Raw genomic sequence first — 15,505 nt, forward strand, 5'->3', positions numbered from 1 at the left:
GCGGCCCTCGGCCGTCAGGCGGCGGCAAAGGTGTCGACCAGCAGCTTCACATTCAATGCCACGATCACCAGCGCGATCAACCAGGCGATCGTACCCAGCCACCGCGGCGCCACCAGTGCGCCCATGGTCACCTTGTCGGTCACGATCCGCACCAGGGGAATGATCGCGAACGGCAGCTGCATCGACAGCACCACCTGGCTCAGCACCAGCAGCTTCACCGCGCCCTGGTCGCCGAACAGCACGATCACCACCACCACCGGAATGATCGCCAGCGCCCGGGTCAGCAGCCGCCGCAGCCAGGGCGGCAGGCGAAGGCGCAGGAAGCCCTCCATCACGATCTGCCCGGCCAGCGTCGCGGTCACCGTGGAATTCAGGCCCGATGCCAGCAGTGCCACCGCGAACAGCGTCGCCGCGGCGCCCACGCCCAGCATCGGTGCCAGCAACTGATGCGCCTGCTCGATGTCTTCCACGTCGAAGCGACCGTTGGCATGGAATACGGCCGCGGCCAGGATCAGGATGCTGGCATTGATGAACAGTGCCAGCGTCAGGGCCAGCGTGCTGTCGGTCACCGCCCAGCGCAGCGCGCTGCGGCGACCCTCGTCGGTACGCGGATACGCTCGGGTCTGCACGATGGACGAGTGGAGGTACAGGTTGTGCGGCATGACCGTGGCGCCGATGATGCCGATCGCGATGTACAGGGCGTGCGGATCGGTGACCACCTGTGCGCGTGGAATGAAGCCGCCAAGCACCGCCATGACAGGCGGCGCGGCCATCGCGATCTGGACCACGAAGCAGGCGAAGATCACCATCAGCAGCGCGATGACGAAGGCCTCCAGCGCGCGGAAGCCGCGGTTCATCAGCAGCAGCACCAGCAGCGTGTCCAGCGCGGTGATCACTGCACCCCACAGCAGCGGCAGGTCGAAGAGCAGCTTCAGTGCGATGGCGGTGCCGATCACCTCGGCCAGGTCGCAGGCGATGATGGCTGCCTCGCACAGCGCCCACAGGGCCAGGTTGACCGGCTTCGGGTAGCGCGCGCGACAGGCCTGGGCCAGGTCCAGCCCGGTGGCGATACCCAGCCGCGCCGAGAGCGCCTGCAGGATCACCGCCATCAGATTGGACACGAGGATGACCGACAGCAGCAGGTAGCCGAAGCGTGAGCCGCCGGCCAGGTCGGTGGCCCAGTTGCCAGGGTCCATGTAGCCGACCGAGATCATGTAGCCCGGGCCGAGGAACGCCAGCAGGCGGAACCACCAGTGGCCCTTGTCGGGTACCGCCACCGAGGCATTGAGCGCACCCAGGCTGGCCGGGGCAGGGGCCGAAGGGTCATCGGGCGCCAGGGTGTTCATGCGCGTAATATAGCCCCTGCTATATCCAATAGCAATGTGAAACAATCGTCTTTATCGCGTCACTGGTCCAGAATTCAGGTTCATTCCCGGACGACTTCGGCAGGACAGGCGCACGCGTGGGCAAGAGCGACGATTCGACATCGCCAAAGAATCCCCCCTTGATCGAGGCCGAGCGCCAGGTCGAGAGCTTCCGGCAGGTGCGCGAGGCGCACCGGATGGAACTGGTGGAGGACTATGTCGAGCTGATCTCGGACCTGCTGGCCGATGGCGGCGAGGCCCGCCAGGTCGACATCGCCACCCGCCTGGGGGTGGCGCAGCCGACGGTGGCGAAGATGCTGCGGCGGCTGGCCCGCGACGGCTGGGTCGTGCAGCGGCCCTATCGTGGTGTCTTCCTGACCGCCGAGGGCGAGGCGCTGGCCCATGCCAGTCGCCAGCGGCACCAGACGGTGGAGCGCTTCCTGTTGGCGCTGGGCGTGGATGCCGATACCGCCCGGCGCGATGCCGAAGGCATCGAGCATCATGTCAGCGAGCAGACGCTGGCGCTGTTCGAAGCATTCGTGCGCAAGGCCGAGGGCGGGTAGGGCCGGTGCCCGCGATCTGAAGGGTGGCGGTAGCGCCGGGCCATGCCCGGCGGCTGCATGCGCTCGGAAGGAGGGGTAGCGCCGGGCCATGCCCGGCGGCCGTGGAAGGAGCCGCAGATCACTCAAGCGGCGGGCAGCGCGCCTGTTCCTGTGCGCATGCCCCTGCCTGCCACAGCTTCAGCACAGGCTGCAGACCCTCATAGCGCCGCCCATGCCACCCCTTCGCCAGCACGCGACCTTCCGCGTCGATCAGCACCAGATTGGGCGGCGCGGGGCCGGCCAGGGCCTGCAGCACCGGCATGCGCGCGGCCCTGCGCGGGTCCAGCACCGGCCACGGCATGTCCTGGCGGCGCATGTAGCGGCGCAGCGCGGCCTCGCTCTCATCCTGGCTGACGTACACCACCTCGGTGTCCGCACCGGCCTCGCGCAGTGCGTCACGCACGCTGCGCAGGGTCGGCACGAAGGCATGGCAGGGCGCGCACCAGTCCGCACCGAAGTACAGCGCGATCAATCGCGGCGGCGGCGACCACTGCATCGGGCGCAGCGATCGCGCCTCTGGTCGCATCAGCGACGCCGAGACCTGCGCGTGCAGATTCTCTGCCGCGACCGGCGCGGCCAGCAGCGCGCTGCCGGCGCACAGCAGAACGCGCAGTGCTTCAGAACGCATAGCGCAGGCTGACATACCACGAGCGCGCGAAGCGGGGCCCGTAGACGTAGTCGCTGTCGCGCAGCGCGCCGGCTTCAAGATCCTTCTGCCGCTGATCGAACACGTTCTTGACTCCGGCTGCCACGGACACCTCCTGTTCGGCGCCCACCCCCAGGTGGCGATGCCAGCGGGCACCCAGGTCGGTCACCCAGAAGGCACGGGTGCGGTGCAGTTCACCCAGCCGGTTGTTCAGCACCGGCATTGAACCGGTGTGGCGCAGCGCGATGAAGGTCTCCCACGGTTCCGAAGGCAACCAGCCGAGCTGGGCCAGCCCGGTCCAGCGAGGGGTCTTGAGGTAGTCGCGGCTGTCGATCACGGTGTCGCCGCCCTCGCCGGTGTCATCGAAGATGCGCTGGGGTTCGCGGAAGCGCGAGCGGTACCACGATGCGCCCGCGGTAAGACGCCATTGCGGCGAGGGTTGCCAGCCCAGATTGGTTTCCATGCCCAGTACGTCCGAGCCCGAGGCGTTGTAGCGCAGCTGGCCGAGCTGGCCGTCGGCGCCGCGCAGGATCTCGCCCAGCGCAAAGGTGTCACGGATGCGCGCGTAGGAGGCGGTGGCGTCCCACGTCCACACGGGCTCGGCCGGATCCGAACGCCAGTCGAAGCCGAGCAGGGTGGTCAGCGCACGTTCCTCCCTCAGGCTCTCGGCATTGCGCACGCGCACCTGCTCGCCACCGAGCGTGTCCACATGCACATCCTCGACGAAGATTTCCGGTGCGCGGAATCCGCTGGCAATGCCCGCCCGCCACTTCAGGTTCTCCGTGGCCTGCCAGGCCAAGGCGACACGCGGTGAGAGCACCGCGTTGTCCAGTTCGGAAGTCTTGTCCACGCGCGCGCCGATCACCAGGTCGATGTCCTCGCGCAGGCTCCATTCGTCCTGCACGAAGGCGCCCAGGTTGTGGAAGCTGGCGTCCTCCAGCACGGCCAGGCGCTGGCCGTCACCGGTCCGGTTGTCGTCGCGCAGGCGCTCGTGCTTGTACTGCACGCCGAACGCCAGGGCATGCGCGCCCAGCCGCCAGTTCAACTGGCTGTCGAGGTAATGCAGCGGATTGTGCGTGCGTCCGTATTGCCGCCAGGAGCGCGAGGCGGCGCTGCCGGCCACGGTGGGGTCCAGCTCGGAGGGATCGTATCCGGCTGCCGACGGGTCGGTGACCACATCGCCGAGACCGCCATAGAAGCTGTCGCGATCGATGTCGGCGAAGGCATAGGCGAGGCGGAAGTCGATGTCCGGGCTTACTTCCTGGTCCCAGGACACGCTGCCACGCCGGTACGTGGTGTCGAGCGATTCTGCGATGTTGGCCAGATACTCCGGCTGGTCAAGGCGGTTGCCGCCGCGCCGGGTTTCATCGGTGACCTGCACGTCCACGCGCAGCCGTGTTCCCGGTGTGGGCGCATACCACGCCTGCAGTCCACCGACCTTGAGATCCTTGCGCGTGATCTCGGTGTAGTCATCACCGTTGTAGTCGATGCCACTGTTCCAGTTGCGCTGGGCGATCACCGACAGCCCGGCATCGACCTGCGCGGCGACCAGATCCAGCCGGACATCTGCATTCTTCTGCGGCGTGCCACGCAGCACATCCACGCCGGCCTGCACATGGCCACCACTGCGCGAGGGCAGCGGCGGAACCAGGTTGATCACGCCGGCCACCGCGCCGGGTCCATACAGCGCCGAGCCACCGCCCTTGACCACTTCGATGCGATCGACGAAGCCGGCGGGAATCTGCTCCAGGCCGTACACGCTGCCCAGCGTGGACAGCAGCGGGATGCCGTCGAACAGCAGCTGGTTGTAGGCACCCGGCAGGCCCAGCAGCTGCACTTCGCTGGTGTTGCAGTTCTGGCAGTTGCTTTCCACGCGCAGGCCATTGATCAGTTCGACCGCACGGGAGAAATCGGTGGCCGCACGCAGCGCGATGTCCTCCCTGCGCAGCACTTCGGTACGGATCGGCACATCGGCAAGCAGGCGCTCGCTGCGCGTGGCGGTACTGACCTTGACCTGCACCCGGTCCAGCTGCGTGGGCGAGGGCGTGCCGGCTAGTACCGGGGTCGACAGGGCAAAGAAGATGGCGGTGGCCAGCGGAAGGTGGCACGGCGGCACGGCGTGGGGCATGGAGGCGTCGTCCTTGGGGAAGAGAGCGGCGAGGGCGACCTGGCTGGTGTACATGAAAGCAAATGCTCATAGATATAGCAATTGCTATATCAAGCGCGACGCTGCTTTCATGGGCACGGCACAGGGCGCCTCATCAGGAATGACGGTGTTATAACATTACAATAGACGACGTCACCCCTGCCGGATGTCATATCCGGCAGGGGTGTTCAGGCGCGTGTTCCGGGCGGGACGCCGGGTGTCACCAGGCGGCGCGCAGGCCGACCTGTGCACCGTGGTTGCGATAGCCGCTGTCGCCGCGCTGCACGCGCAGGTCGCCCCAGGCACTCCAGCGTTGCCCCAGCTGCAGCTGCGCGCCCGCCTGCATTTCGTAGCGGCTGTCGGGCGTCTTCGCGCTCAACAGCTCTTCGTTGAAGCGCATCGAGGGATCTCGCTGGCCGCGCAGCCAGTTGACCGCCAGGAAGGGTTGTACGCGATTGCCGCGCAGGGTGCTCTGTCCAAACAGACGCACACCCAGCCGACTGTTCAGCCCGATGCTGCGGCCATCCTCGACCCGCGTTCCGTTGTCTTCAACCAGGCTGTCACTGTCGTAGTCGGTCCAGGTCAGCTGTGCCTGCGGCTGCAGGTACAGAGTGCTGGCCTCGCGGGTGCGGATCGCCCAGGCGTAGCCGAGCTCCAGCGACGCGCTGCGGACGTCCGCATCGTAGGTTTCCGCCGCAATGCCCTCGCCCTGCACATCATTGTCGAAGCGGGCAGCCTGCACCCAGCCGTCCACGTACAGACCGCCGCTGCTCTGTGCATCCTGTACCCAGCCCAGGTACACGCCTGCCGATTTGCCCTTGATCCTGCCGCGGGTGCCATAGCCGGACAGCATGGAGACCGCGCGGGTGGTGGCGTCGCCGGTGCCGAGCATCACGCCCACCTGGCCGCGCCCGTCGCTCCAGCGCCACAGATCGCTGCCCAGCTGCAGGACGTTGAGATGCGTGCGAGCATCGACCTGGCCGGCAATGCTGGCCTGGATCTGATCGCGGCCACCACGCACCCAGGTTCCCGGGCGCGCGCGGTCGAAGCCGGGCTCGCCGCGATCGTGACGACGTACCTGGAACATCTGCTCGGCTGCGATCTGGTTGGCCAGATAGGCGCCGGGCTCCGGGCGCAGCACGGGTTCGGGATCGGGGTCAGGATCGGGAGGAGGAATCACCGGATCCTCCGGATCGCACTCCGGCAGGGAAGGATTGATATCGCATGGATTGCCCGTGTAGGCCGAGGTCAGGTACCAGTTGCCGTTGGCCGTCGTGGCCGAGCCTTTGTGCAGGAAGTACTCGTACATGCCGCCGATGGCGCGGCCCTGCAGCGCGAAGCTGCCGTTGCTGGCGCCATCGACCTGGACCAGCAGGATGCCGTCGACCGTCTGCGCGCCAGCGCCCGCGATGTTGTTGACAATGACGTTGGTGGCGCCGCTGGTGGCGCCGGTCACATGCAGGCGCGAACTGGCGGCGGCGTCGCCGGCCAGCACGGTGTTGAAATGCAGGGTGCCGCCGTTGCCGGTGTAATCGCCATTGACGGTCAACTGCGGATACGCCGCCTGACCCTCCGCGCCGAGCAGGATGTGGCTGTCCGCGCCGAGGGTGAGGTTGCCGGTGCTGCTGTCGCCGGACAGCGTCCAGCGTCCGCCCTGGTCGACGATCACCTCGGCCGGGCCGGTGATCTGTCCGGTCAGCACCAGCCCATCGAGGAAGCGCAGGGTCGTGCTGGCGGTATCGGCGATGACGAAGTTGCCGTTGAGGGTGGACGTGCGAGCCGTGAAGTCCAGTGCCATGTCGGGATCGACGTCAACCAGATTGCCGTTGCCACCGATGAGCGTTGCGCCGTTCTGGACGGTGAGGCGTGCCAGATCGGGAGCACGGCCAAGCTCCATTCTCACCTTGACGGCGGGACCGGTGGTGCCCTCCACGCGTGATCCATCCACCAGTACGTGCCAGTCCGCAGGGTCCGCATAGGGGGGTTGGTTCACTCTGGAATTTCCCAGTAGCAGGCCGATGTCGCTGCCGATGGCGGCGGAGCCATCACGCAGCTCGATCGAGCCGGCCAGGCTGCGCATGCCGATGGCTCCGGAGAAGGTCGAGCGCTCGGCAACGATGGTGCCGCCCCCACTGGCCTGAGCACCAATGGCGGCACCCGATACCTTGCTGTCGATGAACTGGGCGAGGCTGAGAGGCTGCGGGGTGGCGGTAACCAGCGCGCCGGTTGAAAAGCCGAAGCCGCTGGCATTCGTGTTGACGATCTCCGACCTGAGGAAGCGGCCCTGCGAGTTGGTCATCGATGCTCCCGCTCCCGACGCATTGCTGGCAATGGTCGTGTCCGTCGCATTGACGACGCCCCCCTCGCTGGTAACCACGCGACCCACACTGACGCCATCGAGGTTCAATGTTCCGCGGACGGAAAAATCACGGCCCTCATAGGGGCTTCCCGGATCCACCGTCAGCGTGGTGCCGGCCGGGACAAAAACTGACTGGGCATGACCTGTCTGCGGCACGCCGACGCAGGCCGCCAGGGCCAGCGCAAGGGGAGCGACCTGCGCGGGCAGGGCGCGTGAAGCGGACTTCATCGTGTACATGGGATCTCTCCAATGCGTTGGATGGGGCCCGTCCCCACAGGCCAAAGGCAACACTCTGCGGGGCGACAGCCTGCAGAGCCATGCAACTTTTCCAGAACCTGCGGCGGCGTCCATCCAGCTGTGGAGGGCCTATTCAGCTGCGGAACTCGCGCATGCTGGATAGTCCTGCTGAAGTGAAAACGGCATGAAGCCCCTGTCGAAGCGAGGCGAACCCCATTTCACCGATCTAAATCGTGACGCAAATCACAGATGACCGAGGGGGCGACGTCTCGAAATACTGCATTGCAGCATTCCGGCGCAAAGCGGCAACGGTCTGGAGCCTGGCGATCAGCCGCGGCGGAAGGCGGCCGGGGTGCGGGCGCCGACGATGATCATGCGGATCATCGTGGAGATCTGTTCGACCAGTTCCGGATCCTTCTCCGGCGGCAGGTCCATCGCGGTGGCACCCATCGCGAACACCAGACGGGTGATCGCCTTGGCCACCAGTTCCGGTGCATGCAGCACGGCGCCGTCGAGGGCCGCCAGGCGCACCAGGTCGTGCTGCAGCTCTTCCTCGAAGTAGTGCAGCTCGCGCTCGACGGCGTGCTTGAAGTCATCCGAACCGACTGCGCCTTCGCGCAGCAGGACGTGCAGCAGCTTGTCGTCTGCGCGCAGCTGCTCCATGAAGGTCTCCACTGATACCCGCACCACGCTGGTGGCGGAGGAGGTCGCGCGCTGCCGCGCCTCGCCGATGATGGTGCGTAGCGAGCGGCCGGCCACATCGATGAGGGCCACGGCGAGTTCGTCCATGTCGCGGAACTGCCGGTAGAAGCTGTTCGGCGCGATGCCTGCCTCACGCGCGACCTCGCGCAGGCTGAGGGTGGACAGGCTGCGGTGCGGGCCGATCAGCTTCAGGGCTGCGGCCAGCAGATCTTCGCGGCTCACCGTACGGCGGGCCGGGCTCTGCGCATCTTCGGGTATCGACAGGACGGTGGCAGCGGCCATGAGGGTTCCGGTGGGGCAAGGCTGAATCATACCCAATCCGGTTCAATATACACGTGTATACACAGGTGTATGTGCGCCCGTATAGTGGCTGCCATGAGCGCTGTCGTCCGTCCGTCCCCGTTTTCCCTGCACCGCTGGCTGTCGCCCACGCTGTTCGATTTCTGGGCCGGCCAGATCAATCCGTTGTGGACGCTGCGCGAGCCCTTGGCACGCCTGGTCCGACGCGAACCAGCGGGCGAGGGCGCGGCCACCCTGATCCTGCGCTGCAACCGGCACTGGGCCGGCATGCGCGCCGGCCAGCACGTCACCCTCGGCGTCGAGCTTGAGGGGCGGGTATGGCAGCGCAGCTACAGCCCGACCCCGCTGAGTGGCCGCGAACTGGCCATTACCGTCAAAGCCGTGGAAGGGGGGCGGGTCAGCCAGCACCTGGTGAACCAGGCGCGGCCCGGTGACCTGTTCCGCATCGATGCCGCCTTCGGTGACTTCCATATGCCGGCCGCCGCGCCGGTGTTGCTGCTGGCGGCGGGCAGCGGCATCACGCCGATGCGCAGCCTGCTGCGCGAGGCCTGCCAGCGACCGCTGGGCGCGCCGGTGGACCTGTTCTACTGGGAACGCACAGCGGCCGCCATCCAGTTCCGTGACGAACTGCATACGCTGGCGACAGCGACGCCGGGCCTGCGCGTGCACCTGCTGACCACCCGGGAGGGCGAGGTGCCGGCCGCGCGCATCGATACCCACGCCCTGCAGATTCCCGGCGATGACACGCCGCTGGCACAGCGCCATGTACTGGCCTGTGGCCCGGACGGCTTCGTTGCCGCCGCGCGCCGCCGCCTTGCGCATCAGGTGGCCGGTTTCCAGGCGGAAGCCTTCACGCCGCCCGCGCCGCTGCTGGATGCCGACGGCGAAGGCGAGGTGTCGCTGACCCTGGCACGCAGTGGGCGCCAGCTGCGCGTGCCGCGCGGCCGCTCCCTGCTGGAGAGCCTGGAAGCGCAGGGCATCAAGCCCCGGCACGGCTGCCGCATGGGCATCTGCAACAGCTGCAGCTGTGAACGCGTCAGTGGCGGTACCCGCCATCTGCGCACCGGCGATACGCATTCCGAAGCGGCACAGCCCGTACGGATCTGCGTGAGTGCGCCGACCACCGACCTGACCCTGGATCTCTGAGGAACCGTTGCCATGACCCGCGCTACCGACCGTGCCCTGAGTCCTGCCGAAATGAACGCCTTCGGCCAGGAACTCGACGCGATCCGCGATCGTGTGATCGGCAGTCTCGGCGCGTCCGATACGCGCTATATCCGGCGCGTGGCCGCGGCCGTGCGCTGGTTCGGCTTCGGCGGCCGCAGCCTGCTGTTCCTGGCGGCGTTCTCGCCGCTGCTGTGGGCACCGCTGCTGTGGCCGGCCGCCATCGCCGGCACGCTCATGCTGGCGCTGTCGAAGATCCTGGAGAACATGGAGCTGGGCCACAACGTGATGCACGGCCAGTTCGACTGGACCGGCGACCCGAAGTTGAACGGCAACACCTACGAGTGGGACATCGTTGCCACCGCCGACAACTGGCGCAAGACCCACAACTTCCGCCACCACACCTATACCAACGTGCGCGGCATGGACGATGACATCGGCTACGGCCTGCTGCGCATCTTCCCGGAACAGCGCTGGAAGCCGTTCTATCTGCTGCAGCCGATCATCGCACCGATCTTCGCGCTGCTGTTCCAGTGGGGCGTGGCCGCCCAGGACCTGCGCCTGGGGCGCTGGCTGAAGGGCCGCATCAGCAGCCGCGCGATGTGGCTGCAGACCCGTCCGGTGGCGCGCAAGATGCTGCGCCAGGTGCTGAAGGATTACGTGCTGTTCCCGCTGCTGGCCGGCCCGTTCTTCCTGACCGTGATGCTGGGCAACCTGGTCGCCAACGGCCTTCGCAACATCTGGACCTACGTGATCATCTTCTGCGGCCACTTCACCGCTGAATCGGAGACGTTCCCCAAGGAGTGCCTGCGCAACGAATCGCGTGGCCACTGGTACCTGCGCCAGCTGCGTGGCTCGTCGAACATCAGCGGTGGCTTCCTGATCAACGTGCTGTCGGGCAACCTCAGCCACCAGATCGAACATCACTTCTATCCGGATCTGCCGGCCAACCGCTATGCGGCCATCGCCAAGGAAGTGAAGGAGATCTGCCTTCGCTACGGTCAGCACTACAACAACGGTTCGCTGCCGCGGCAGTTCGGCCAGGTGGTGTGGCGCATCCTGCGGCATGCCTTCCCGAGCAAGCCGCGCCGCCTGCCGATGCCGGACATCATGCCGGCGCCGGCACCGGCCAACGCGGGCTGATCGATACGGCCCGCCCGTGTGGCCGGCTCAGCCTGCGCCCTCCTGCGGCGCAGGCTGTTCGCGCTGCAGCCGGCGCAGAAACACCTGCATTTCCCTGCGAGCCTGCTGGTCGCCCTGGTGGCTGGCCACGCTGAGGCCCCGTTGCCATGCCTCGCGCGCTGCCTGCGGCTGGCCACCCGCAAGCCAGGCCTTGCCCAGCAGTTTCCACGCCGCCGAGTACTGCGGATCGAGTGCCACGCAGCGGCCCAGATGGGTCGCCGCGCGCGCCGGATTGCCCGCGTCGAGCCAACCCTTGCCCAGCCCGAAGCGCAGCAGCGCGCTGTCGTGGCCGTTGGCGAGCAGTTTCTCCAGCGCCTCGATGGTCATGTCCGCACCTCCTGCAGGGTGTCCAGCGGCCCCGGCAGGAAGCGGCCACGGTGGAACATCAGCGGTGCACCGCCGGTTTCGTTGACCTCGATGAGGCGGCCGGCCAGCAGCAGGTGATCACCCACCGGCCATTGCGCATGACGGGTACAGGTCAGGTGCGCGACCGCGCCGGCGATACGCGGCGGCGCGTCGTCTTCGTCTGGAAGCAGGGGTACGTCGTCGAAACGATTGCGCACCTGGGGATCGGCGAACGTGCGCGCCAGTGCTTCCTGGTCCGCGCCCAGCACGCTGATCGCGAAGCGCGTGGCGCGCTGGAAGGCCTGCAGGCTCTGTGCGTGCAGGGCCAGGTTCCACAGTACCAGCGGCGGCTGCAGCGACACCGGCACGAAGGAATTGATGGTCAGGCCCAGCGGTGTGCCCCGTGCGTCGCGGGTGCAGACGATGGCCACGCCGGTAGGGAAGTGGCCGAGCAGCTGCCGCAATGCACGCGGCGGCAGACTGACCGAGGGTACCGGAGCCGGGGCGGGGAAGACCCCTGCCCACGGCCCGGCGTAATGGGGAGTGCCGGCGCTCATGCGCCGCCCACCTGGCGGTAGCGGCGACCGACTTCGGCCCAGTCGATGATGTTGAAGAACGCCCCGATGTAGTCCGGACGGCGGTTCTGGTAATGCAGGTAATACGCGTGCTCCCACACATCCAGGCCGAGGATCGGCGTGTTGCCGGACAGGCCGGCCGCCGCGCCCATCAGCGGGCTGTCCTGGTTGGCGCTGCTTTCAACCCGCAGGCGGCCATCGCGATCACTGGTCAGCCAGGCCCAGCCGCTGCCGAAGCGGGTCAGCGCCGCCTTGCTGAAGGCATCCTTGAAGGCATCGAAGCCGCCGAGGTCACGGTCGATGGCCGCCGCCAGCACCTCATCGGGCGTGCCGCCGCGTGCGCTGAGCACGGTCCAGAACAGGCTGTGGTTGGCGTGGCCGCCACCGTTGTTCCGGACTGCGCTGCGCTGGGCCTCCGGCACGGCATCGAGGCTGGCGATCAGCGCCTCGACCGGCTGTTCGGCGAGGCCGGCCTGCTCGACCGCGGCATTGAGGTTGTTGACGTAGGTCTGGTGGTGCCTGCTGTGGTGGATCTCCATCGTCCGCGCATCGAAATGCGGTTCGAGGGCATCGTAGGCATAGGGGAGCGGGGGAAGCGAGTACGACATTGAAGCAGTCTCCGTAGCGAAGGCCAGCGGGCTGGCCGTGGGGAGACTGTTATCGCACCTCAACATTGGTTGAGGTCAACCCGCCTGCGCCATCATCCACTCAACCCAGCCAATCCCTGCACGCCCCATCCACCTGATTGCCGCACGCCTGCTGCATCCGCTGCTGCAGCCGCGCCAGCGTCTGCGCCCCCTGGTGCTTGCCACTCCATGCCTTCAGCTGCCCGGCCAGGCGTTCGAAGCGCTGGCGGGTGCGCTGGTGGTAGCCCGACGGCTGCGCCTCCAGTTCGGCGATCAGCGAGGCGGTCGCCTGCTCGATGCGCGGTGCATCGTCCGGCGCCAGCTTCAGCAGGCCTTCCACATACAGCACACCCCACTGCACGCGGGTCGCCGGGCCTTGCGCACCATCGTAGGCCCGCTTCAGCCACTCCAGCGCACCGGCAGTGTCGCCGCGCTGCTCGGCCAGTTCGGCCAGCTCAGGCATGTAGTAGTACGGCTGCTCGCTGCGCTTCAGCTCGGCCAGCAGCAGCGACTCCGCGCCGGCGTCGTCGCCGACCTGGCGCAGTGCGTAGACCGCGCTGCTGATCGTGGCCTGGCGTGCATGCGCATCGGTGGCGGCGGCATCGGCGGCGGCCACGCGCTGCTTGACCCGATCAACCAGAGCAGCGGGCAGTGCGCCCTTGGGCTGTTGCTGGCGGGCCAGCGACACTTCGGTCAGCGCACGCGACAACGCGTCGTCGGCGCGGTCGCCACGCTCGGCGTCTGCGCGCTCCAGTGCGACCAGCAGCTGCTGCCCCAGGGTGTTGCTGGTGGCCGGCCCGGTACTGGCCTGCTTGACCAACTGTACGCCCGCATAGCCCAGCAGCTCGCGGTTGCGTCGCACCTCCGCGGGGTGCGCCAGCACAGCCTGCAGCAGCTCGCGCACTTCGGTGGGCGAGGCATCGGGCTTTTCGGCTGTTGCCAAGGCAAGCAGAGCAAAACGGCGCTGCAGCGCGGCCTCCGGTGCGGCCTTGGACAGCTGGCGCAGCACGTCCTGGCTGTTGCGTTCGCCGGCCAGGCGGTTGGCGTCGACTTCCCAACCGTAGTCGCCCAACACCTGCCAGTCTTCGGCGGCCAGTTGCTCCGGCGTCGTCAATGCGGTGGCCAGGGTGGCGGCAACGGCACTGCGGCGGCCTGCGGCCACGGTCAGTGCCCGGGTCAGTTCGGCGGCATCGTTGCCGCCGGCCACGCGGGTGATTTCGTTGCGCTGTGGGTCCAGCACGATCAGGGTCGGATAGCCGCGCACGCCGAAGCGCTCGCCCCAGGCCTGCGCACCTTCCTCGTCGCCATCCAGGTAGACGGGAACGAATTTGCTGGTCAGCGCGATGAAGGCCGGGTCCTTGAACAGACCCGCCTTGAGCTGGTTGCACGGTGGGCACCAGACCGCACCCCAGTACAGCAGCACCGGCTTGCCGCTGTCAGCGGCTTCGGCGAAGGCGTCGTCGACGTCGCCCTGGCGCCAGGCGATGGCGGACGCCGGTGCGGGGGCCTCGGCGGAGTTGGCGGTGGAAACCGGGGCCGGGGTGCAGGCGCTCAGCGCCGAAGCCAGCAGCAACACGGAAAGCGCAACGCGCATCGGCAGCATCTCAAAGGGCAGGGTGACAGGCCATTGTAGGAATGACGGCAGAGGCTGCTGATTCAGTTTGCTCATGAGGGGTGCGCTGCAGGGCATGACGTCCGCCGCCCGCACCCTCTGCCGATACACCACCCCATTGAACCCACCGGCTTGGCACGCACCTGCGGCAGCACCGTTGCCGCAGGGCTCCACGCTAAGCTGGCAGCATGAGCGATTTCAATTCTGCCTACGCTGCGCTGTTTGCAGAACAGGGCCTGAGCCTGGGACTGATGACGCCGGTGGCGGCGCACGGGTTGGCCGATCCGCATGAGGCGCGGCGTATCGCCCGGTTGGCCGATGACCTCGGCTTTGCCGCGCTGTGGACGCGCGACGTGCCCTTGATGGTGCCGCAGGGACCGGAGGCGACCGCGAGCGCGCTGGATGATCCCTTCCTGTGGCTGGGCATGCTGGCCGCCGCGACAGAGCGCATCGTGGTTGGCAGTGCGGCCATCGTGCTGCCATTGCGCCAGCCGCTGCAGGTGGCGAAGTCGGCCTTGAGCCTGGACCGCATCAGCGGCGGGCGTTTCGTGCTGGGCCTGGGTTCGGGTGACCGCCCGGAGGAATTCGCCGCGTTCGGCGAGGATCTGGAGGGCAGGGCCGCGACGTTCCGTGAGCGCTGGTCGTTGCTGCGGGCGGCGCTGTCGCCGCAGGCACACGAGCGGGCCGCCGTGCTGCAGGTGACCGGAGGCTTCGACGTGCTGCCTGCGCCGGCCGCGCGCATTCCGATGCTGGTGGTGGGTACCGCCAGGCAGAGCCTGCAGTGGATCGCCCGGGAGTCTGAAGGATGGGCCACCTATCACCGCGATGAGGCTGCCCAGGAGGGACGCATCGGTCTGTGGCAGCAGGCGTTGGCGCAACAGGGCGCGGCGGGCAGACCGTTCGTGCAGTCGATGCTGCTGGACCTGCAGGCGGACCCGCAGGCACCCGCCGAGCCGTTGCCGCTTGGCCTGAAGGTCGGCCGCGATGGCCTGCGTGACTATCTGCTGCGCGTGCATGGGCAGGGCGTGGCGCATGTGATGTTCAATCTGGTCGACAACGGCCGGCCGGTGGAGGCCGTGCTGCGCGAGATCGGGGAGCGGGTGCTGCCGCATATCCCCCGGTAGCTGTGCTGCGCCCGCCGGGCATGGCCCGGCGCTACCGATGTGCGTTCATCTCCGATCCGCCGGGCATGGCCCGGCGCTACCGACGTGTGGGCATCTCCGATGCGGCGAGTGTGACCTGACGGTGTCCTGAACGTTCGCATCTGCGTATCATTCGCATCTTCTGTCCCTGCAGGAGCCCGATGTGACCCCAGGCAACCCCATGCACCCCGTCGGACGGCTGTTCGCCGTGGTTGCCTTCATCGAGGCCATCACCTGGGCCGGCCTGCTGGTGGGCATGTGGCTGAAGTACGGCCCGCAGGCCAACGTCGCCCTGGTCAAGCTGTTCGGGCCGCTGCATGGCGTGGCGTTCCTGGTGTACATGGCCGTGACCCTGTTCTCCGCAGTGCGCCTGCGCTGGCCATGGTGGGCCAGCGCGCTGGCCCTGCTTGCTGCTGTCCCGCCGCTGGTCACGCTGCCGCTGGAGTGGTGGTTCCGCCGTCGCGGCCTGCTGTCGCCGCGTGTGACGCGCTGACACGGCTGTT

The 15,505-nt window shown here is 67.8% G+C and carries 14 protein-coding genes; 5 read left to right on the forward strand and 9 right to left on the reverse strand.

Annotated features, from left to right (window positions below; genetic code table 11):
- Positions 1–14: 14 nt before the first annotated feature.
- Positions 15–1,346, reverse strand: coding sequence for an Nramp family divalent metal transporter (locus ACVOME_RS01505; RefSeq protein WP_053517819.1), 1,332 nt, complete (start codon positions 1,344–1,346; stop codon positions 15–17).
- A gap of 116 nt (positions 1,347–1,462) precedes the next feature.
- Between ACVOME_RS01505 and mntR the strand changes: the two genes are divergently transcribed.
- Positions 1,463–1,927, forward strand: coding sequence for a manganese-binding transcriptional regulator MntR (gene mntR / locus ACVOME_RS01510; protein ID WP_053517818.1), 465 nt, complete (start codon positions 1,463–1,465; stop codon positions 1,925–1,927).
- A 118-nt stretch (positions 1,928–2,045) separates the two neighbouring features.
- On the opposite strand, the gene ACVOME_RS01515 is transcribed toward mntR, so the two are convergent.
- The 4 genes from ACVOME_RS01515 to fabR form a co-directional block, all read right to left on the reverse strand.
- A complete protein-coding gene (locus ACVOME_RS01515; protein WP_164152555.1) occupies positions 2,046–2,594 on the reverse strand; it encodes a thioredoxin-like domain-containing protein in 549 nt (182 codons plus the stop codon).
- The gene (locus ACVOME_RS01520; protein WP_481504657.1) at positions 2,584–4,740 is read right to left on the reverse strand and encodes a TonB-dependent receptor plug domain-containing protein; all 2,157 of its coding nucleotides are present in this window, start codon (positions 4,738–4,740) and stop codon (positions 2,584–2,586) included. Before ACVOME_RS01520 ends, ACVOME_RS01515 begins: the two co-directional genes overlap by 11 nt.
- Before the next feature lie 238 nt (positions 4,741–4,978).
- Positions 4,979–7,354, reverse strand: coding sequence for an autotransporter family protein (locus tag ACVOME_RS01525; protein WP_263174547.1), 2,376 nt, complete (start codon positions 7,352–7,354; stop codon positions 4,979–4,981).
- A gap of 327 nt (positions 7,355–7,681) precedes the next feature.
- Complete coding sequence (fabR, locus tag ACVOME_RS01530) at positions 7,682–8,338, reverse strand: HTH-type transcriptional repressor FabR (RefSeq protein WP_053517811.1); 657 nt, start codon at positions 8,336–8,338, stop codon at positions 7,682–7,684.
- A gap of 93 nt (positions 8,339–8,431) precedes the next feature.
- Between fabR and ACVOME_RS01535 the strand changes: the two genes are divergently transcribed.
- Both ACVOME_RS01535 and ACVOME_RS01540 read left to right on the forward strand, forming a co-directional pair.
- The gene (locus ACVOME_RS01535) at positions 8,432–9,502 is read left to right on the forward strand and encodes a ferredoxin reductase (protein ID WP_197600077.1); all 1,071 of its coding nucleotides are present in this window, start codon (positions 8,432–8,434) and stop codon (positions 9,500–9,502) included.
- A 12-nt stretch (positions 9,503–9,514) separates the two neighbouring features.
- Complete coding sequence (locus tag ACVOME_RS01540; RefSeq protein WP_481504618.1) at positions 9,515–10,663, forward strand: fatty acid desaturase family protein; 1,149 nt, start codon at positions 9,515–9,517, stop codon at positions 10,661–10,663.
- A gap of 27 nt (positions 10,664–10,690) precedes the next feature.
- Here ACVOME_RS01540 and ACVOME_RS01545 read toward each other — a convergent pair whose 3' ends face one another.
- From ACVOME_RS01545 to ACVOME_RS01560, 4 genes are all read right to left on the reverse strand, one after another.
- Positions 10,691–11,029, reverse strand: a complete 339-nt coding sequence (locus tag ACVOME_RS01545) for a tetratricopeptide repeat protein (RefSeq protein WP_414487396.1) — start codon at positions 11,027–11,029, stop codon at positions 10,691–10,693.
- The gene (locus tag ACVOME_RS01550; protein WP_481504619.1) at positions 11,026–11,604 is read right to left on the reverse strand and encodes a flavin reductase family protein; all 579 of its coding nucleotides are present in this window, start codon (positions 11,602–11,604) and stop codon (positions 11,026–11,028) included. Before ACVOME_RS01550 ends, ACVOME_RS01545 begins: the two co-directional genes overlap by 4 nt.
- Positions 11,601–12,230 carry a superoxide dismutase gene (locus ACVOME_RS01555; protein WP_053517805.1) on the reverse strand — a complete coding sequence of 210 codons (630 nt, stop codon included), beginning with the start codon at positions 12,228–12,230 and terminating at the stop codon, positions 11,601–11,603. The genes ACVOME_RS01550 and ACVOME_RS01555 overlap by 4 nt, the downstream gene beginning before the upstream one ends.
- 100 nt (positions 12,231–12,330) lie before the next feature.
- Positions 12,331–13,851, reverse strand: coding sequence for a thioredoxin family protein (locus ACVOME_RS01560; RefSeq protein WP_065175221.1), 1,521 nt, complete (start codon positions 13,849–13,851; stop codon positions 12,331–12,333).
- 197 nt (positions 13,852–14,048) lie between these two features.
- Between ACVOME_RS01560 and ACVOME_RS01565 the strand changes: the two genes are divergently transcribed.
- A complete protein-coding gene (locus ACVOME_RS01565; protein ID WP_481504620.1) occupies positions 14,049–14,984 on the forward strand; it encodes a TIGR03571 family LLM class oxidoreductase in 936 nt (311 codons plus the stop codon).
- Positions 14,985–15,183: 199 nt separating this feature from the next.
- A complete protein-coding gene (locus ACVOME_RS01570; protein WP_481504621.1) occupies positions 15,184–15,495 on the forward strand; it encodes a DUF3817 domain-containing protein in 312 nt (103 codons plus the stop codon).
- Positions 15,496–15,505: the final 10 nt, after the last annotated feature.

Source organism: Stenotrophomonas sp. STEN008, assembly GCF_056760435.1.